This window comes from Acinetobacter endophylla (assembly GCF_053543775.1).
In genome coordinates, this window is record NZ_JBLVOM010000314.1 from 111,763 (window position 1) to 130,630 (window position 18,868).

18 protein-coding genes are annotated in these 18,868 nt (G+C 43.0%); 5 read left to right on the forward strand and 13 right to left on the reverse strand.

Features of this window, described 5'->3' with window-relative positions; genetic code table 11:
* The first annotated feature begins 8 nt into the window (after window positions 1-8).
* The 3 genes from ACNPNW_RS17745 to ACNPNW_RS17755 are packed head-to-tail and all read left to right on the forward strand — an operon-like array spanning window position 9 to window position 3,366.
* A complete protein-coding gene (locus ACNPNW_RS17745; protein WP_448767278.1) occupies window positions 9-1,139 on the forward strand; it encodes an HlyD family secretion protein in 1,131 nt (376 codons plus the stop codon).
* A complete protein-coding gene (locus ACNPNW_RS17750; RefSeq protein WP_004733131.1) occupies window positions 1,139-2,269 on the forward strand; it encodes an ABC transporter permease in 1,131 nt (376 codons plus the stop codon). Before ACNPNW_RS17745 ends, ACNPNW_RS17750 begins: the two co-directional genes overlap by 1 nt.
* Window positions 2,266-3,366 (forward strand): ABC transporter permease, encoded by a 1,101-nt coding sequence (locus ACNPNW_RS17755; RefSeq protein WP_448767279.1) that lies wholly within the window; start codon window positions 2,266-2,268, stop codon window positions 3,364-3,366. The genes ACNPNW_RS17750 and ACNPNW_RS17755 overlap by 4 nt, the downstream gene beginning before the upstream one ends.
* 27 nt (window positions 3,367-3,393) lie before the next feature.
* Here ACNPNW_RS17755 and ACNPNW_RS17760 read toward each other — a convergent pair whose 3' ends face one another.
* The 5 genes from ACNPNW_RS17760 to ACNPNW_RS17780 form a co-directional block, all read right to left on the reverse strand.
* Complete coding sequence (locus ACNPNW_RS17760) at window positions 3,394-3,819, reverse strand: DUF3887 domain-containing protein (protein ID WP_448767280.1); 426 nt, start codon at window positions 3,817-3,819, stop codon at window positions 3,394-3,396.
* Window positions 3,820-3,887: 68 nt separating this feature from the next.
* Window positions 3,888-6,869 (reverse strand): DNA gyrase subunit A, encoded by a 2,982-nt coding sequence (gene gyrA / locus ACNPNW_RS17765; protein ID WP_448767281.1) that lies wholly within the window; start codon window positions 6,867-6,869, stop codon window positions 3,888-3,890.
* Between the two features lie 320 nt (window positions 6,870-7,189).
* On the reverse strand, window positions 7,190-7,849 hold the full coding sequence (locus ACNPNW_RS17770; protein ID WP_448767282.1) for a hypothetical protein: 660 nt from the start codon (window positions 7,847-7,849) through the stop codon (window positions 7,190-7,192).
* Window positions 7,850-8,028: 179 nt separating this feature from the next.
* On the reverse strand, window positions 8,029-8,961 hold the full coding sequence (locus ACNPNW_RS17775; protein WP_004280494.1) for an FAD-binding protein: 933 nt from the start codon (window positions 8,959-8,961) through the stop codon (window positions 8,029-8,031).
* Between the two features lie 18 nt (window positions 8,962-8,979).
* Window positions 8,980-9,732 carry an electron transfer flavoprotein subunit beta/FixA family protein gene (locus ACNPNW_RS17780; protein ID WP_004731799.1) on the reverse strand — a complete coding sequence of 251 codons (753 nt, stop codon included), beginning with the start codon at window positions 9,730-9,732 and terminating at the stop codon, window positions 8,980-8,982.
* A 469-nt stretch (window positions 9,733-10,201) separates the two neighbouring features.
* Here ACNPNW_RS17780 and ACNPNW_RS17785 point away from each other — a divergent pair, with 469 nt between their 5' ends.
* A complete protein-coding gene (locus ACNPNW_RS17785) occupies window positions 10,202-10,966 on the forward strand; it encodes an IS5 family transposase (RefSeq protein WP_448767283.1) in 765 nt (254 codons plus the stop codon).
* A gap of 148 nt (window positions 10,967-11,114) precedes the next feature.
* On the opposite strand, the gene ACNPNW_RS17790 is transcribed toward ACNPNW_RS17785, so the two are convergent.
* Complete coding sequence (locus ACNPNW_RS17790; protein WP_448767284.1) at window positions 11,115-11,720, reverse strand: LysE family translocator; 606 nt, start codon at window positions 11,718-11,720, stop codon at window positions 11,115-11,117.
* A 112-nt stretch (window positions 11,721-11,832) separates the two neighbouring features.
* On the opposite strand from ACNPNW_RS17790, the gene ACNPNW_RS17795 reads away from it, so the two are divergent.
* Window positions 11,833-12,327 (forward strand): Lrp/AsnC family transcriptional regulator, encoded by a 495-nt coding sequence (locus ACNPNW_RS17795; RefSeq protein ID WP_004645712.1) that lies wholly within the window; start codon window positions 11,833-11,835, stop codon window positions 12,325-12,327.
* Window positions 12,328-12,535: 208 nt separating this feature from the next.
* On the opposite strand, the gene ACNPNW_RS17800 is transcribed toward ACNPNW_RS17795, so the two are convergent.
* The 7 genes from ACNPNW_RS17800 to ACNPNW_RS17830 all read right to left on the reverse strand — a co-directional run bounded on the left by ACNPNW_RS17800 (window position 12,536) and on the right by ACNPNW_RS17830 (window position 18,676).
* Complete coding sequence (locus ACNPNW_RS17800) at window positions 12,536-12,919, reverse strand: hypothetical protein (RefSeq protein ID WP_164543195.1); 384 nt, start codon at window positions 12,917-12,919, stop codon at window positions 12,536-12,538.
* 231 nt (window positions 12,920-13,150) lie between these two features.
* Entirely contained in the window at window positions 13,151-14,086 is a 936-nt protein-coding gene (gene xerA / locus ACNPNW_RS17805) for a site-specific tyrosine recombinase/integron integrase (protein WP_153567002.1), read from the reverse strand.
* Window positions 14,087-14,692, reverse strand: a complete 606-nt coding sequence (locus ACNPNW_RS17810) for an alpha/beta fold hydrolase (RefSeq protein WP_420938136.1) — start codon at window positions 14,690-14,692, stop codon at window positions 14,087-14,089.
* A gap of 87 nt (window positions 14,693-14,779) precedes the next feature.
* Window positions 14,780-15,625, reverse strand: a complete 846-nt coding sequence (gene dapF / locus ACNPNW_RS17815; protein ID WP_004645716.1) for a diaminopimelate epimerase — start codon at window positions 15,623-15,625, stop codon at window positions 14,780-14,782.
* A 12-nt stretch (window positions 15,626-15,637) separates the two neighbouring features.
* Window positions 15,638-16,882 carry a diaminopimelate decarboxylase gene (gene lysA, locus ACNPNW_RS17820; protein WP_448767285.1) on the reverse strand — a complete coding sequence of 415 codons (1,245 nt, stop codon included), beginning with the start codon at window positions 16,880-16,882 and terminating at the stop codon, window positions 15,638-15,640.
* Between the two features lie 24 nt (window positions 16,883-16,906).
* The gene (gene lptM, locus ACNPNW_RS17825; RefSeq protein WP_071850661.1) at window positions 16,907-17,140 is read right to left on the reverse strand and encodes an LPS translocon maturation chaperone LptM; all 234 of its coding nucleotides are present in this window, start codon (window positions 17,138-17,140) and stop codon (window positions 16,907-16,909) included.
* A 132-nt stretch (window positions 17,141-17,272) separates the two neighbouring features.
* Window positions 17,273-18,676, reverse strand: a complete 1,404-nt coding sequence (locus ACNPNW_RS17830) for an amino acid permease (RefSeq protein ID WP_448767088.1) — start codon at window positions 18,674-18,676, stop codon at window positions 17,273-17,275.
* Window positions 18,677-18,868: the final 192 nt, after the last annotated feature.

An 18,868-nucleotide genomic window follows, 5' to 3' on the forward strand; every position in this document is an offset into this window, starting at 1 on the left:
AGCCGAACATGAACGAAGATCAAAAAACCAATGATCCTGTGAATGAAGCGGCTTCATCCAGCGATACAGAAAAATCGCCTGCGCAACAGGTAGAAACAAAAACTGAAATAGAAAACAACGCGGCGACTTCGACCGAGCAACAACAAGCTCCTGAAATCGCTAAAAAGAAAAAATATTTATTGCTCGCCCTGATTCCAGTTCTGCTGGCAGTCATCGCATTTGGATTATGGAAAAGCTACCAACCGACTCCGCTTGAATTGCAGGGTCGTGTAGAAGCTGAAACGGTTCAGGTGGCGACCAAAGTGCCAAGCCGTATTGAAGAAATTTATGTAGAAGAAGGTCAGCAGGTCAAAAAAGGCGATGTGCTGGTGCGCTTAAACAGCCCGGAAATTCAGGCCAAAAAACAGCAAGCCGCAGCGGCTTTACAATCTGCGCTGGCCTTACAATCGACTGCTGAACGTGGCTCGCAAGAAGAAAATATCGCGAGCCTGTATGCCAACTGGCAATCGCTGAAAGCACAGCAAAATTTAGCCAAAGTTTCTTATGAGCGTGGTGCAAATTTATTTAAGGAAGGTGTGATTTCACGCCAGCGCCGTGATGAATTGTATGCAGCCAGTCAATCAGCGGCACAAATGACTGAAGCGGCGTATCAGCAATACGCACGTGCCAAACGTGGCAGCACCTCGCAGCAAAAGAGTTCTGCCGATGCACAAGTAGATATTGCCCAGGCTGCGCTGAATGAAGCCAATGCATTAGAGGCAGAAACCCAATTAGTAGCACCTGTAAACGGAACGGTGTCTAAAACCTATGGCAAAGTCTCGGAGCTGGTAGCCACCGCAGTCCCTGTGGTCAGCCTGATTGAAGATCAAATGTGGGTGAGCCTGAATATTCGTGAAGACCAATATGCCCCATTTCAGAAAATGAGCAGTATTGAAGGTTATATTCCCGCCCTAGATAAAACCGCCACTTTTAAAATCAAGCAGATCAGTGCTGAAGGTGAATTTGCCACCATTAAGACCACACGCCAAACCGGCGGTTATGATGTGCGCAGTTTTAAGCTGCATCTTGTGCCCACACCAGCGATTCCTGAACTGAAAGTTGGGATGAGCGTGTTATTTAAACTGAAAGAGACCCGATAATGTGGACGGGTATATGGCGCGAACTGCGCTATCTGCTCCGCGAAAAATGGGATCTGTGTCTGGTCACGCTCGCACCTGCACTGGTGATTATTTTATTCAGCAGCATGTTTGCTCAAGGGAAACCGGATCATTTACCGATTGCGATTATTGATCAAGACCAGAGTGCGCTGAGTCAAAGCATTTATCAGCATGTGGCGCTGAATCATACTCTTAAAATTGCTACGGTGTCGGAACAAACAGCTGAAATTGAGCGCCTGTTAAATCAAAATAAAATTTGGGGTTATATCCATATTCCAAGCGGTGCCGAGCAACGTCTGGTTCGTGCCCAGGATGCTGACATCAGTATTGCCTTTAACCAGAGTTATTTCAGTATCGGAAATACCATCTCCTCTGCCATGCTGGTCAGTACCCTACAAGCACTGGCTGAATTTGGCGGACAGCAATATCTGGGCAACCGGCTGCCTTCTCTCGAAGCACCGTCGCCGCATATCAAAATATCGCCGCTGTATAATCCACAACTGAATTATGAATTCTATCTGGAACCCTATGTCATTCCGGCAATTCTGCATTTACTGCTGTGTTGTTGTGTGGCATTTTCCGTCGGTCAGGAACTGAAGCGACAGACCTTAACTAGCTGGATCAGCAACTCGTCCATCTGGATGGCATTGCTGTCTAAAAATCTGGTCTATGTGGCTATTTTTAGTCTATGGACCTGGATCTGGATGTTCTGGCTGATTGAAATTCGCGGCTGGTTTGTTGCCGGCTCGCTCAGCCTGATTCTATTGGCGCAATTTCTGCTGTATAGCGCTTATGCATTTTTAAGCAGTGCAGTGGTTCTGGCAACCAAAGATTTAAGTAAATCTTTCGGCATCATTGCGGTCTATGGCGGTTCATCTTTAAGTTTTGCCGGTGTGACCCTCCCTTTAAATAATGCGCCCCTATTCACCCAGTTTTGGTCCAATATTATTCCGTTTACGCCCTATGCCAAATTACAAACTGAACAATGGGTGATTGGTAGTCCATTGCATATTTCACTGCAAGCTGGATTAATGCTGCTGATCTATGCCCTAGTCTACGCTCTGCTGGCTTATCTGTTTCTTAAAAAAATAGCTAAAGGAGCAGTCCAATGAAATCCCTCTGGTTTTACTATCTGCAAAGCTTCAAGGATATTGTCAGTCACGGCACGATCTTTACCACGCTTATTCTATCCGTCTTATTTTACAGCTTTTTTTATCCAACCGCTTATCAGGCACAGCAGGCTGAAGCCTTACCCATTATTATTGTCGATGAAGAACAAAGTAACTTAAGCACCCGTATTATTGGTCAGGTGGCACAAAGCCCCAATGTGGAAATTGAGGTGATTACCGGCAATTTTGCCGAAGCCAAACAATGGGTTGAATCTCAAAAAGCCGATGGTATCTTGTTACTACCGGACAATTTATCGCAAAGCTTAAGGCATGGTGAAACAGGCGGAATTGGACTGTATTTAAGCACTGCCAACTTTTTAGTGACCAAACAAATTGGTCTGGGCTTAGCTACATCAGTTGAGCAAACTTTGGCAGACTATACTGAACGCTTTAGCAAGGTCTCGGATTTTTCACCTGCTCTTTCTGTGCATCAAATTCCTTTATTTAATCCGCTGTCCGGCTATGGCAGCTATGTCTTTCCTGCGGTTGCACCTTTAATTATCCACCAAACCATTCTTTTGGGTTTGAGTATGCTGATTTTGGTATATCGGGAAAGAAAAATAGAATTAAACACAAATGCATTGATTGGGATGTGTTTAGCGGTCTTCACCATTGGTTGTCTGGGATGTTTCTATTTATTCGGCTTTAGCTTCTGGCTATTTGATTATCCACGTGGTGGCAACCTGCTCGGGATGCTGCTGGCTGTTGCGGTTTTTATCTACACGATAATTGGCATGACCTGCCTATTTGCCAGTTTTCTGGATCTGCCGGAACGTGCGGGGCATGTTATTGTATTCACTTCTATTCCACTGTTCTTTTTATCTGGTGCGGCCTGGCCGCATGCTGCCATGCCCACCTGGATGCAAGTCGTTGGCGAAATCCTGCCCTCCACCCAAATTGTGCAGATGTTTATTCAACTCAATCAGATGGGTGTACCTACCGCACTGGTATTGCCTAAATTGCTTTATCTTGGAATGATTGGCAGCTTGTGCTTTTTCCTGGCTTATCGACGTTTAATTCCCAATCATCAATGCAGATAGAGCATTATAGCAATGCCCCTATTCCACTTATTTACTCGATTCGCCAAAGACCTGAATATTGAAATTACGAATCTTGTTGCTACCATTCGGCTTGTCAAAACTCACATCATACTGAACCAGATTCTCCGGATAGGCAATTTCATAACTGACCTTATATTGTCCAGGCTGATTGGTTGCTTCTTCAATCTCTTTGGTCATTAAAGTCTTAGACTTGTATTCACCTTGAGGAATTGAACGTGAAAAGCGTTTCATCAGCTTTTCATTATCCTTAAACTGGGTTTGCAACTGCGGTTCTAACTGATCCAGAAATTCCTCATATTTCCCATCACGCAAATCCTCATAGGCTAGCTGTGCCGCCTTTTCCTGTTCAGGACTCGGATCCGGAATATTGTCCATTGAATTACAGCCACTCAATGCAACCGCTGCTGCTAACAACATTAATTTGGTTTTCATCGCTTACCCTTATGCAGTCAAGGTTTATAAAAAAGGACGCCGAAGCGCCCTTTTTATCAGTAAAAAACTTATTCTTCTACTGAATTTTCACCATCTTTTTCAACTTGCTCATTTTCAACTGCTACATCTGTTTCTGCCACTAAAGATTCTGCACCTTCAATTGCTTCAACAAACTCGTCTTCTTCAACAGCTTCGATTGAAACCACACCGACCAGCAATTCCTCATTACCTAGACGGATCAGACGAACACCCTGTGCATTACGACCAGTTTGCGCCACTTCAGATGCACGGGTACGAACCAGCGTACCGCCATCAGAAATTAGCATCAGCTCTTTAGTCGCATCAATGCCAACAGCACCCACCAATTGACCGTTACGTTCAGAGGTCTTGATCGCAATCACACCCTTACCGCCACGTTTCTTGGTCGGGAAGTCGTCTACTGGAGTACGTTTACCATAACCATTTTCAGATGCACACAGTACTTCGCCAGTTTCAGGTACAACAACCAGTGATACGATTCGGCTAATCAATGCTGAATCTGAACCATCTTCGTCATCAGACTCGATCTCAGTTTCATCATTTTCTTCTAGCTGTGCAGCTGCACCAATAGTCACGCGCATACCACGTACACCTTTGGCAGAACGGCCCATTGAACGTACATCAGTCTCTGCGAAGCGAATGGCTTTACCTTCATTCGAGAACAACATGATTTGCTGTTCGCCATCGGTAATCGCTACACCAATGAGGGTATCATCGCCATTCAGCTCAATCGCACGTAAACCGTTTGAACGAACATTTGAGAACTGTTCAAGCTCTACACGTTTAATCGTACCGTATTCGGTTGCCATAAACACATAGAAGTTTTTACGTACCGCTTCAGCCTGCTGAGCAAAGTCATTGATGATGTCATCATCAAGGTCTGTTGCAGAAAGCTCCAAGCCCAACTGTTTCAATTGAATACGCAATGCATCAGAAATATCATCCGCACCATCTTCAGATTCAGTCAGGGCAGCTTCAAGCTCGGCAAAATGAGCATTGATCACTTCATTGGCTTGCAACTGCGCTGCATTGGCTTTTACAAATGCCTTGAAGTCAGCCAGACGTTCTTTAAATTTCTTCGGCGCGTCAATGACAGGCAAGATCGCAGTAATGGTCTCGTTTTCATCCAGTGGCAGCAAGTTCACCATTGGGCGGCCTTTGGCACCACGTGATGCTTGCGGCACTTCATACACTTTCAGACGATAGACCTTACCAACGTTGGTAAAACAAAGTACTGTCGCATGACTTGAAGTCACAATCAGATGTTGAATGTAATCATCTTCTTTCATGCTAGTCGCAGACTTACCACGACCACCACGACGCTGTGCAGCGTAGTCAGACAATGGTTGAGTTTTTGCATAACCTGATTTCGATACCGTCAGAACCATTTGCTCTTCAGGAATCAGATCTTCACGAGAGAAATCGATACGTGACTCGACAATCGACGTTTTACGTGCATCGCCATATTGCTGAAGGATCAGTGCAAGCTCTTCACGAATCACGTTCATCAACAGATTAAAGTCATTCAAAATTGCAGTCAATTCAGCAATTTGTGACAGAATTTCACTATATTCCGCATGTAACTTGTCTTGTTCCAGACCAGTTAAACGGTGTAAGCGAAGTTCCATAATCGCATTCACTTGGGTTGGTGACAGACGATAAATCTCGCCATCCAAACCAAATGGGCGACTTGGATCTTCACCTTCAATCTCATCTGGACGTACAGAAACTGAACCGGCTTTTTCTAGCAAGGCCAAAACACCGCCACCAGCCCACTCACCTGCCTGCAAACGCTCACGCGCTTCAGCTGGATTCGCAGAACTCTTGATGGTTTCGATGATGGCATCAATATTCGCCAGAGCAACGGTTAAACCTTCCAAGATATGACCACGTTCACGCGCTTTGCGTAATTCGAACATGGTACGACGCGTGACCACTTCCTGACGGTGACGGATAAACGCTGCAATGATGTCTTTCAAGTTCATCAATTTTGGTTGGCCATTATCCAGACAAACCATATTGATGCTGAAAGAGTTTTCAAGTTGCGTATTCTGGAACAGGTTGTTCACAATCACTTCGGCGTTTTCACCGCGCTTCAGGTCAATCGCGATACGCATACCGTCTTTGTCAGACTCGTCACGAAGCTCTGAAATGCCTTCGAGTTTTTTCTCTTTGACCAGTTCAGCAATACGCTCAATGGTTTTTGCTTTATTGACCTGATATGGAATTTCAGTGAAGACAATCGTGGTACGGCCATTCTTCGGATCTTCTTCGAAATGGTATTTACCACGGATATGCAAACGGCCCTTACCAGTACGGTACGCATCGACGATACCTGATTTACCGTAAATGATGCCACCTGTCGGGAAATCCGGACCAGAAATATGTTCCATCAATCCTTCGATGCTGATCTGAGGATCATTAGCATAGGCCAGACACGCATTCACCACTTCAGTCATGTTATGCGGCGCCATATTGGTCGCCATACCGACTGCAATACCGGTGACACCATTAATCAACAAGTTCGGAACACGGGTTGGCATGACCTGAGGAATACGCTCAGAGCCATCGTAGTTGTCTTCCCACTCGACGGTATCTTTTTCAAGATCCGCTAACAGTTCGTGGGTCAGTTTACGCATACGTACTTCGGTATAACGCATTGCTGCTGCGCTGTCGCCATCGACCGAACCGAAGTTACCTTGACCATCAACCAATTGGTAACGCAAGCTGAAATCTTGCGCCATACGTACAATGGTTTCGTATACGGCAGAATCACCATGCGGGTGATATTTACCGATCACGTCACCGACTACACGTGCAGACTTTTTATAAGCTTTGTTATAGTCATTGCCTAATTCGTGCATTGCGAAAAGCACACGACGATGAACAGGTTTTAAACCATCTCGTACATCGGGCAATGCACGTGACACAATCACGCTCATCGCATAATCGAGATATGAGCTTTTAAGTTCATCCTCAATGGCAATCGGTCTAATTTCCGATACGCTCATGCATACTCCTTATTCTACAAGCCAATTTTGGCTTGTATTTATATGTCGTAAAACTAGCAAAATCATTAACTCAAACGACTGAGTTAAAAACTAAAATACAGCCCTAAATTATAGCATAAACACTTGTATTTTTGTGTCGAAATATTCAGCTTAACCTTGTTAATTATCTTCATTTTAGTGATCATTTTCTTGTTATTTCAAAACAGAAAATCAGTGCATCCAGACAGGATTTTTCAATACTCAAAATTTTGAGAAATACAGGAGTACAAAAACAAAATGCGCCAATCAACTGGCGCATCTTCATCGTTTTTTCTATATTTTTATTGTACCTGGTTCAGTACTTTACGATAGCTCAGCACAGCCACAATCAATAAAACTGGCAATAACATCTCCACCCCTTCCTCAATGGTCATAATCATGATTTGAGTATGCGGCACCAACTGGATGCCGAATTCATCTTTCAGGGTTGAGGTCGTGCGATCCAGCACCTTGCTTAGTCCGCCACAGGCAATGGTGAGGAAGATAAAAAAATGTGCAATATTCAAAGAATCTTTCATGCTTCGTATGGTTTGAACCAATTTTTTCGCCAATACCAGAAAGACAAAAATAATCCCAAGCAATAAAATAAATCCGAGCAGCTTATCCATGAGCGGAATTTCAGCACTGCGATAGAAATTAGTTTTGATAAAACTCATTTCAAACACCTGCTTATGAAAATCCATTTCCCGTAATCCCAACAATGTCGCTGCTATAGCCGTAAAGACTCGGGTATTGAGTTTGATTTCAACATTAAGCAAACACAGCACTGCCAGCAAGTACCATAACCATGGGCTCATGACTTCAAAAGCGCCTGATTCACTAAATAAATACTGAGTTACCGAAGCTGGTGCATTCAGGGCAGTATGAATACAAATACCCAGATAAAGCGCAATCAGCAGAAAACTAATGAACAGGATATGGGCGGCTTTGGAAAAGGACATGATTAAAAACAGGAGAAAAAGCAAACCGGGATTTTATCACTTTTCATGCAAATGAAATACTCTAGTTTCGACTGTCGAGTATTTTTAAAATTTTTGCATAAAAAAACGCCCTTGGACAAAACAGTAAAGCATTGCTTTCACTGCCTGCGCAAGAGCGTCTTTTAAACTGTGTTCAGGAATTAGATTTTAGAAACCAATTCAGGAATAACAGTGTTCAGGTCACCGACTAACCAGTAGTCAGCGACTGCATTGATTGGCGCTTCTTCGTCTTTGTTGATCGCAACGATCACTTTAGATTCTTTCATACCTGCCAAATGCTGAATCGCACCAGAGATACCTACAGCGATATACAGATCAGGTGCAACGATTTTACCAGTTTGACCGACTTGCATATCGTTTGGTACGAAGCCAGCATCTACCGCAGCACGTGATGCACCTTGAGCAGCACCAAGCTTGTCAGCCAATGGATCAAGGATCTTGTGATAATTCTCACCAGAACCTACACCGCGACCACCAGAAACCACAATACGCGCAGCTGTCAGTTCAGGACGTTCAGATTTTACGATTTCTTCATTGATAAACTTAGAAATACCCGCATCACCCGTAGACGCAGCAGCTTCAACAGCAGCAGAACCGCCCTCAGCAGCTACAGCATCAAATGCCGTACCACGAACAGTCGCCAATACGATGTTTTCGCCTGATTCTACAGTCGCAATTGCGTTACCTGCATAGATCGGACGTTTGAAAGTCTTAGGACCATCTACCGCGATGATGTCAGTAATCATGCTTACGTCAAGAAGCGCAGCTGCACGTGGTAAAATGTTTTTACCAGTTGTTGTAGAAGCAGCAAGGATATGTGTATAGCCTTTACCTAATTCAGCAACAAGTTTAGCCACGTTTTCAGCCAATTGGTTTGCATAAGCAGCGTCATCAGCAAGTAATACTTTGCTTACGCCCGCAACTTTAGCCGCCTGGTCAGCAACTGCCTGAGCGCCAGAACCAGCAACCAATACAGTGATATCACCACCGATTTTTTGCGCCGCAGCAACAACGTTTAAAGTAGCAGCGTTTAATGCTTTGTTGTCGTGCTCAGCGATAACTAAAATACTCATGATTTTTATCCTTCTGTATTAGATCACTTTCGCTTCGTTTTTCAATTTTTCTACAAGCTCGTCTACAGACTTCACTTGTACGCCAGCTTTACGCTCTGCAGGTGATTCAACTTTCACTGTCTTCAGTTTAGTTGCAGGGTTTACACCGAAATCTGCAGGTGACTTGGTATCAAGCGGTTTTTTACGCGCTTTCATGATGTTTGGAAGTGCCGCATAACGTGGCTCGTTCAAACGCAAGTCAGTAGTAATGATTGCTGGAAGTGTCAACTCAACAGTTTGTAAACCGCCGTCTACTTCACGTGTTACTTGTACTTTGTCGCCATCTACTTTCACTTCAGAAGCGAATGTACCTTGACCTGCACCCATTAGAGCACCAAGCATCTGACCAACCTGATTCGAGTCATCATCAATTGCTTGCTTACCCAGAAGGATCAATTGTGGTTGTTCAGCGTCAACAACGCCTTTCAGAATTTTAGCGATTTCCAGCGCACCCAGTTGGCTGTCATCAGCTTCAACCAGAATACCGCGGTCAGCACCAAGCGCCATTGCAGAACGGATCTGTTCTTGGGCTTCTTTAGGACCAATAGAAACAACAATGATTTCTGAAACAGTTCCTTTTTCTTTTAAACGAACCGCTTCTTCCACTGCGATTTCACAGAATGGATTAATTGACATTTTAACGTTAGTTAAGTCAACACCACTGTTGTCCGGTTTAACACGAACTTTAACGTTGGCATCAACCACACGTTTTACAGCAACAAGAGCCTTCATGTAATCCTCGGCTGTTTTAGCAAATGTAAATGTTGAGAAAAGTTAGTGTAACTCTTCACTTAAATTTTTTTAGGTGCCCTATCTTGCAATGTGTACGGCATTTCGGTCAAGTCACAATTCAACAAAGAGCTGTAAAAATGCGTAATTTTCCCTGAACGATGCGTTCACAATTAATTGTTATCGTTTTATTACAATGAAATGTATCAATATTTACTTAAAATTTAACCATTGATTTATATTATTTTTTTATCTGATTAATCACATCAGAAGTTTTGATTGATCACATTTAATTTAAATTGATTTAAAGCAGCTTGCAGCAAAACAGCCGGGATATACGTATGTCAGCTTTTGTCATTTTGGACAGAATTCTTTTTGAGAGCGAATTAAACCTAGGGTCTGTTGACATTTTCTGTTCAAAAAAATAGCGAGAAAGTAAAATTTAATCGCCAAACTAAATTTACTTCTCGCTATGCCTCGTACAATGCTGAATGATCAACACTGGTCTAAGTTACTTTCTATTTTCCGAAATTTTGATATCTATTTCAAATCTAATTTGAGAAATTTTGTCGAAGCAATACTTTATAGAATAAGAACAGGCTGCCCATGGCGTGATTTGCCTAAAGAATTTGGTTCGTATAACTCAATCTTTAAAAAATATAATCGTTGGTGTAAAAATGATAAGTTAATGAAAATATTTAAATTAATTTCTTCAAATGCTGATATGGAATGGGTTTTTATTGATGCTAGTCATGTTCGGGCACACCAACATTCTGCTGGAATAAAAGATCAGGATATTTCTAAAAGCATTGGTGGAAATAGTTCTAAAATACACTTAGCTGTTGATGCGGATGGCAATCCAATCGAAATTATTATCTCCGATGGAACGATACATGATGTCAAGATTGCTCCCAAAATGATTGAAAAACTTGATTTGGGTGAAACGGAAGTATGTTGTGCAGACAAAGGATATGACTCTGAATCATTAAGAGAACAAATATCTGCGAAAAAAACTAAAGCGAATATTCCAAGAAAATCAAATACTCAGTCAAATAATGATCATATGGATTGGTATTTATATAAAATCAGACACTTAGTTGAGAATGCATTTTGTAGGTTAAAGCAGTTCAGAGGAATAGCAACACGATATGATAAGCTAAAGTGTAGCTATGAGGGGGCAGTTGCATTAGCTTGTATATTTATTTGGCTACCTTTATCGGGTAAATTCTATACTTGAAATGTCAACAGACCCTAATATAAAGACAAATTGACCAAATAATAAACCAGCGCATTGAATTCTACGCCGACAAAGTGAATATTTAATTTCAAATCTTCACAATTATAAAAAAAGCATACTGCGAACAGTATGCTTCTTTGCAATCCGATTAATTAATGATTAACCAGCTTGCGGCAAGTGCCAGTAAACCACCAGAAGTTCCATCTACCCATTTTTGTTTACGTTCATCCATTTGGGTTTTTTGGCTGATTTTGCTGAACAAAATACTTAAGCTACAATACACTACAAAAATCAGACTGATAAAAATAAAGGACAGAATCAAACCTTGGCTGACAGTATTGGCGGATTTATCAATAAACTGGGGCAAAATCGCAAAATAGATCAACATGCCTTTCGGATTTAACAGCGCAGTAAAAAAACCTTTTTTAATCGGATTGGCTGAGGTCTTTTTCTCAATGTTCAGCGCTTTTTTACTGAATACCGATTTGAGCAAATTAAAGGCCAAATACAACAGATACGCAATCCCAAGCCAGCGAATTGTTTCAAACAGCACCGGAAAAGAGATAATAATAGCCGCAATTCCGAGTGCCACCAGAATAGAATGCACCAGATAACCGCAACACACCCCTAAGGTTGCCATCATGCCTGCTTTTGCATCTTTACCCATCACTTGAGACAGGATAAATAACATATCGGGTCCAGGCGTAAAAACCAGGGGAAGCACGGTCAGTGCAAAGAGTACAAATACAGACATTTCCTTTTCCTTTCAAACTCCAGAAAGTGAAACAAGTATCTGCGATTTTTTACAAAATTGGCTTTCAATTTATTTTATAATAAGTATTATTTTTCGAATATTATTCTAATTTATGAAAATATCCACCAAGTCTGTGCGGGTAAAACTTGATCGAATTGATAAAAATATCATTCGACATTTACAGGCCAATGGCCGTATTCAGAATAATGATCTGGCACGTGAAATCGGACTTTCACCTTCATCCTGTTTACGCCGGGTAAAATTACTGGAAGATGCAGGCGTGATTCAGAATTACACGACTATTGTCGACCAACAAAAAATTGGTTTTCAGCTGATTTTATTTTCACGCATCTGGTTAGTCGGTCAGGATGCCGAAACCATTGATACCTTTATTGAGGCGATGAAAGAACTGCCTCAGGTGATGGAGTGCTACATTATTTTGGGAGAGAGCGATGCCATGTTGAAAGTCGTGGTGCCTGATCTGGAAAGTTATCGCAAATTCCAGTCCACACATCTAACTAAAAAAAATGGTATTACCAGTGTCAAAACGGATTTACCCAGCCAGATTATTAAACAGAGTTTCCAGCTGCCTTTAGAAGATTTATAGGCAAACTGATTTTAGACAACGACGCTATGTTCTTAATTTAAGATTTGCATAATGGTAGCTTGCTTAAACCATAACCTGTGCTGCAAGCGCATAGATTACAAGTTCTACTATAAGAAAAGGTTGCCTATAGAAGACAACCTTTTCCTCGTGAACAAAGCCAAACCACAGGACTGAATCTTATTATTATGCTGTGTGGATACTTCAGAATTTACTCAGTTTCTTGTGCTAAAAAATCACGATGTACATGGCTTAAATCTACCAGCTCATAGTCTGCCAATTCAAAAATTTGCCAAATTGCAATCGCATCTTCTTTTAAATCGACTGCCTGGGTCGCACGATTCGACAATTGCCATTGCAAATCAGAAATCCATAAATAGTATTGTCCAGTCGCCGCATTAAAGGCCTGAACTTTTCCATCGGCATTAATCCCTTGAATGATGGCGCCTTCAGGTAAGGTCGCTTCAAGATTGGGTAAGCTAATTTCCACAAAATGCTTGATTTGTCGCAGACCATAACCCGCAAACATTTCTTTTTGAGCTTCACTTAACTGTGCATATTTTTGCTCAATATCTGCAATTACCAGTGTGTCCATATCACCTCCCATCGGTCAAATACTGAGACACTGCTCAGCAATATTTCATTTTAAATATTAAATACTAGTTATTGTTATACCTGAAATGGCGCATTTAACGAATAAGACAATAGTGAAATGCCCACCCGAACGCCAATGTTCAGTTCAATTCCATTTTAAAATTTATATATGAAAGTTTTGTGCCAAAAATATAATTTTCATGATTTTTATTCTATAACACTTCGCACATGATCATTCTTCTTTATGTTGTGCACGTGGATGGGCCTGATCATAAATCTGGGCCAGATGATCAAAATCGACATGGGTGTAAATTTGCGTGGTGGTTAAATTGCTGTGACCTAGCATTTCCTGCACGGCTCGTAAGTCCCGGCTATTCGACAACATATGACTGGCAAAACAATGTCTCAATAAATGTGGATGTAAATCTACATTCACGCCTGCGCGCTGTGCCTGAAACTTGACCCGATTTTCAATTTGTCTTGCACCGAGCGGATTGCCTTTCTGGGTAATAAATACATTCGCCTCCGGCACAAAATCACCATTCCATAAGGGATAGACTTGCAACCAGGCCATCACGCTGTCTTTGGCCTTGGAGCCAAAAGGCACAATCCGGGTTTTATTGCCTTTACCAGTAATGCGTAATAACTGCCGGTTGAAATCAATATCTTTAATTCTCAGGCTTTGCAGTTCTGCCAGACGCAACCCACTCGAATAAAGCAATTCCAAAATCGCTTTGTCCCGGAGCCACATTTGCTGCTGTATTTCATTTTCGGGCGCAGGCTGATCAATAATCTGGTTGACTGTTTCAATATCCACCATGCCCGGCAAAGGACGCGATTGACGTTTTAACTGAAAATCATCCGCCGGATTAAAAGCCATATGCTGAGCCTGCTCGGCCCATTTCATAAACTGGCGAATAGCCGAAAGCATACGTTGCAGGCTGCTAGGACTGAGCTGATGCTGTTCAACTTTTTCAGCCAGAAACTGGCGTAAATCGGTGGCTTCCACATCGTTTAAATTGAGCTGCTCACGCTGGCAAAACTCTAAAAAATCCGAGACATCACGTTCATAGGCTTGCAAGGTATGTTTGGACTGGTTTTGGATTTCACGTTCTTTCAGCCACATATTGAGCAAGAGTTGAGGTGGGACAATCACTGCTTGCTCCATTTAGAGTTGCTCCAAATAATCTTGAATCAGCATTGCAACCTGATCTGCATGCGTATTGGCAAAGAAATGATCTCCACCTTGGATAATATGCAATTTTGCATTTTTAAAAATTCCTGCCAAGTATTGTCCAAGCTGAACAGTACTTAAAGGATCATGATCGCCCCAGATCAGCAAGATCGGAACGTCCAGACTTGCGAGCTGAACGCGGCTAAATTCAGTTTGGTCTTGTTCAAACCAGTCCGGCGCTGTTTTAAACAGTTCACGATAATCTGTTCGCCAGTCTGCACAATGAAAAGTTTTTAAATTCAGACCACCAGATATCGCCAACAATACCAGCCCTTTGACTTTCTGCGGATGATTGAGTGCCAACCCAACGGCCAAGACACCGCCCATAGACTGGGCAATCAGAATGGAATCATCCTCAATTTTTTCTTTCACGAATTCTTGCAGATCATACAGGTTTTGAATGGCCAAATTTGGTGCTACGCCATCAAAGCCCGGATAGGCAATGACTTGCTGATCTGGATATTTGGTTAATGCTGCCCTTAATGGCTGCCAAAAGTGCTGGCTTCCTGAAGCACCCGGCAGGAAAACAAGCGTATTCATCTCATTCAAATTCTACGGTTTTTCCCATCCTAGCATAAAAAAAGCACCATCGATCAGACAGTGCTTTTTTCTCAAGCGGAACCAAGCTTAACCCTGGAAATAACGTAAATCCAGACGTCCTTCATACACGGTCGCCGTTGGTCCGGTCATCCAGACCACATCACCTTCTTTCCATTCAATTTGCAGCTTGCCGCCTGCCAGTTCAACTTCCACTTTGCTCGACAGCAGACCACGGCGCATACCTGAAATTGCGGCAGCACAGGCACCTGTACCACAAGCTAAGGTCTCGCCTACACCACGCTCGTACACACGTAAACGTGCATGTTTTTCATCAATAATCTGCATAAAGCCAGCATTGACCCGTGCGGGGAAGCGCGCATGTGATTCAACTTGTGGACCAATACGTGCGACATCAGCAGCGATCACATCCGGTACAATTGTCACCGCATGTGGATTCCCCATATTGACCACATCAATGGTCAGCTTTTCACCGCCAGCAAGATCGATGTCATACAGGCTCTCCGGCGCATCAGCTACAAATGGAATTTCCTGAGGCAAAAATTTTGGATAACCCATATTGACCCGTACCCAACCATTCGCACCCAATTCCGGCTCTACAATACCAGATTTGGTTTGTACCTTGATTTTGGTTTTGGTCGTGAGCTGACGATCATGTACAAATTTGGCAAAACAGCGCACGCCATTGCCACATTGTTCCACTTCTGAACCATCAGCATTAAAAATCCGATATTTAAAGTCTGCACTTGGGACATCGGGTGGCTCAACCACCAAGAGTTGATCAAAACCAATGCCGAAGTTACGATTGGCCAAACGCTGAATGGTCAAGGTATCCAGATAAGCACGTTGGCTGATCAGATCAACCACCATAAAGTCATTGCCTAGACCATGCATCTTGGTAAATTCTAATAACATCCTGATTTATCCTTAAGGCAATAAACGCTCACGTTCCCAGAGTGATTCAATCGTTTCACGTTCACGAATCAAATGTGCCTGATCAGCATCGACCATTACTTCAGCAGCACGACCACGGCTGTTGTAATTTGAACTCATCACGAAACCATACGCACCGGCACCGAGTACTGCCAGCACATCATTTTCCTTGATCGCAAGCTCACGCTCTTTACCCAGGAAATCACCCGTTTCACAAATTGCACCCACGACATCCCATTCTTTCGTTTCGACATCGGTACGAGGTATAACAGATTGAATATCCATCCATGCTTCATATAAAGCAGGGCGAATCAGGTCGTTCATCGCCGCATCAATGATCGCGAAATTACGGTGATTGGTTGGCTTGAGCAGATCTACTTTAGTCAGCAGCACCCCCGCATTGGCAGAAATACTACGTCCCGGTTCCATATACACTTTCAAGCCCAATTTTTCTAAAGCCGGACGCAGCGCATTGGCATATTCTTCAACCGACGGCGGGGTTTCATCTTTATACGTCACACCCAGACCACCACCGATATCGATATGTTTAAGGGTGATTCCCCGTTCTTTCAACTGGTCGATCATGACAATGACACGATCCAGTGCATCCACAAATGGCTGGGTTTCAGTCAACTGTGAACCAATATGGCAGTCAATCCCGACCACATCCAGATTTGGCAATGACGCTGCATATTGATAAGTTTCAAATACGCTATCCGATGGAATACCGAATTTATTTTCTTTTAAGCCGGTTGAAATATAAGGATGGGTTTTGGCATCGACATCCGGATTCACACGCAATGAAATCGGTGCTTTGACATTTAATTCAGCCGCAACTTTCTGGATACGATCCAGCTCGGCATAAGATTCGACGTTAAAGCAGGCAATGCCGACTTCCAACGCTTTTTTGATATCCGCTTCAGATTTACCCAGGCCCGAAAATACGATTTTCGAAGGCTCACCACCAGCTTTCAGCACACGCGCCAATTCACCACCCGTCACAATATCAAAACCGGCGCCCTGTTTGGCCAATACATTCAATACCGCAAGATTAGAGTTGGACTTTACCGCAAAACAGATTTGATGATCGATAAAGTTAAAAGCACGGTCCATATCTAAAAAATGCTTTTCCAAAGTGGCTTTGGAATAAACATAGAGTGGTGTGCCAAATTGCTCCGCGAGCTGTTGTAATGAACATTGCTCAGCGTGCAATACCCCATTAATGCGGGTGAAACTCATGAAGGTATCCTTTCTGTGAAAGCGTTATGGTGTGGTTTTAACGTCTGAATCGGTAGGTGCAGCAAACTGTTGTTGCACAGGTGTCTCTCGTTCTTCATCGGACGCTTTAGGCTCAGTTTCAGTATTTTTGTATAACAGATACTTGGCACGCTTGTCGTAATTCGGATCATTCGGCAAGTGCAAAGCCCCTGACTGTCCACAACCTGCAAGAGCAAGACCTGTCGCTAAGATACTGATGTAGCAAATGACTTGGCGCATCTGACCACCTAATGTAATAGTTTCGATGAAGTATAACGCGATCATTCGGCATGACCCAAGCGTTAAACGCTAGAGAGTATCTTTAGACAAAAAAAAACGCCAGCAGATCGCTGACGTTTTTATTGATAAGGTTTATTTATGTTTCTGTTTATAGAAACCAAAATATCCAATGATTAGCAGGATAAACCAGATCGGACTGATCATCAGTGCCTGACGGGTATCCTCTTCCAGTGCCAAGACCACAATCATGCTCAGGAAGAAAATAATCACGATCCAACAGGTCACTAAACCACCCGGCAGCTTAAAGGTTGATTTGGCATGCAGCTCTGGACGTGTTTTGTAATACACGATATAGCTCCAGATAATCATGATCCAGACACAAATAAACAGAATCGTGGATAAAGTTGTGGCCAAGGTAAAGGCCCGAACGGTATCGGGAACAAAATACTGAAGTGCTGCACCCAGCAACAAACACACGGCAGAAAAATACAGGGCATTTGCAGGGACCGCGCGACGGTTCAGGCGACCAAAGGCCGCCGGTGCCTGCTCTTCACGTGACAGGCCAAACAGCATACGACTGGTCGAGAATACGCCACTGTTCATCGAGGACATCACCGAGGACAATACCACCAGGTTCATGATAATCGCAGCCGCTGCAATGCCAGCCTGACTGAACAGGTTTACAAATGGCGATACATTCGGGTCAATCTGGTTCCATGGTGTCACTGACATCACAATGAGCAGTGCCAATACATAGAAAATAATGATACGAATCGGAATAGAGTTCACCGCTTTTGGCAGGTTTTTTTCCGGATCTTTAGTTTCAGCCGCTGTAGTACCCACCAGCTCTACCCCGACAAAGGCAAAGATTGCAATCTGGAAACCGGCCAGGAAGCCCATAGCACCCGTCGGGAACAAACCGCCATGCTCCCAGATATGACTAAAGGATGCGACCGTACCGGCATCATTGGTAAAGCCGGTAAACACCATCCATAGGCCAACGGCAATCAGCACCACAATGGCGATAATTTTGACCAGGGCAAACCAGAATTCCATTTCACCAAACAGTTTTACCGTGACCAGATTCAGCCCCATGATAAACACAATCGCGGCAACACTGATCATGACGCCTTCTTCAGGGCTAAAGGGCAAACCATTATTGAAGAATTGCAGATAGTAAATAATGGCTGACAGATCTGCGATCCCGATGGTGATCCAGCAGAGCCAGTAGGTCCAGCCGACAAAGTATCCGGCCCAAGGCCCGATCAGATCCGTGGCAAAATCAATAAAAAATTTATATTGCAAATTGGAGAGTAACAGTTCACCCAATGCACGCATCACCAGAAAGACCATAAAACCGATGATCATATAAATCACCAGAATCGAAGGACCTGCAAGACTGATGGTTTTACCAGAACCCATAAACAGGCCGGTTCCGATGGCGCCCCCAATGGCAATTAACTGTAGGTGCCGATTGGACAAACTCCGCTTTAATTCACCGTGCTCTGCCGATGAATTGTTATATTTTTCTGACATTATTAATTACAACTTTGAGTTTTACTCGCGACAAATTAACGTAAAAAATGATGAATACAAAAATAAAATTTGCATCATTTGTATTTCCTGATTAATTGAAGAAGTTAATTTATTTTTCTTATATCGCTCTCCAGTTACATTTTTGCTTTATTTTTGACCTGAAAGATTCCAGTAATTTCTTGTCAAATTTTT

Excerpts from the sequence above, each read along its gene's own strand:
- ACNPNW_RS17810 (WP_420938136.1), bottom strand. The coding sequence starts at position 14,692 with ATGAATACGCTTGTTTTCCTGCCGGGTGCTTCAGGAAGCCAGCACTTT.
- ACNPNW_RS17800 (WP_164543195.1), bottom strand. The coding sequence starts at position 12,919 with ATGGACACACTGGTAATTGCAGATATTGAGCAAAAATATGCACAGTTA.
- ACNPNW_RS17795 (WP_004645712.1), top strand. The coding sequence starts at position 11,833 with ATGAAAATATCCACCAAGTCTGTGCGGGTAAAACTTGATCGAATTGAT.
- ACNPNW_RS17750 (WP_004733131.1), top strand. The coding sequence starts at position 1,139 with ATGTGGACGGGTATATGGCGCGAACTGCGCTATCTGCTCCGCGAAAAA.
- ACNPNW_RS17760 (WP_448767280.1), bottom strand. The coding sequence starts at position 3,819 with ATGAAAACCAAATTAATGTTGTTAGCAGCAGCGGTTGCATTGAGTGGC.
- gyrA (WP_448767281.1), bottom strand. The coding sequence starts at position 6,869 with ATGAGCGTATCGGAAATTAGACCGATTGCCATTGAGGATGAACTTAAA.
- lptM (WP_071850661.1), bottom strand. The coding sequence starts at position 17,140 with ATGCGCCAAGTCATTTGCTACATCAGTATCTTAGCGACAGGTCTTGCT.
- ACNPNW_RS17830 (WP_448767088.1), bottom strand. The coding sequence starts at position 18,676 with ATGTCAGAAAAATATAACAATTCATCGGCAGAGCACGGTGAATTAAAG.
- xerA (WP_153567002.1), bottom strand. The coding sequence starts at position 14,086 with ATGGAGCAAGCAGTGATTGTCCCACCTCAACTCTTGCTCAATATGTGG.
- ACNPNW_RS17770 (WP_448767282.1), bottom strand. The coding sequence starts at position 7,849 with ATGTCCTTTTCCAAAGCCGCCCATATCCTGTTCATTAGTTTTCTGCTG.
- ACNPNW_RS17755 (WP_448767279.1), top strand. The coding sequence starts at position 2,266 with ATGAAATCCCTCTGGTTTTACTATCTGCAAAGCTTCAAGGATATTGTC.
- dapF (WP_004645716.1), bottom strand. The coding sequence starts at position 15,625 with ATGTTATTAGAATTTACCAAGATGCATGGTCTAGGCAATGACTTTATG.
- ACNPNW_RS17745 (WP_448767278.1), top strand. The coding sequence starts at position 9 with ATGAACGAAGATCAAAAAACCAATGATCCTGTGAATGAAGCGGCTTCA.
- ACNPNW_RS17780 (WP_004731799.1), bottom strand. The coding sequence starts at position 9,732 with ATGAAGGCTCTTGTTGCTGTAAAACGTGTGGTTGATGCCAACGTTAAA.
- lysA (WP_448767285.1), bottom strand. The coding sequence starts at position 16,882 with ATGAGTTTCACCCGCATTAATGGGGTATTGCACGCTGAGCAATGTTCA.
- ACNPNW_RS17785 (WP_448767283.1), top strand. The coding sequence starts at position 10,202 with ATGCCTCGTACAATGCTGAATGATCAACACTGGTCTAAGTTACTTTCT.
- ACNPNW_RS17790 (WP_448767284.1), bottom strand. The coding sequence starts at position 11,720 with ATGTCTGTATTTGTACTCTTTGCACTGACCGTGCTTCCCCTGGTTTTT.
- ACNPNW_RS17775 (WP_004280494.1), bottom strand. The coding sequence starts at position 8,961 with ATGAGTATTTTAGTTATCGCTGAGCACGACAACAAAGCATTAAACGCT.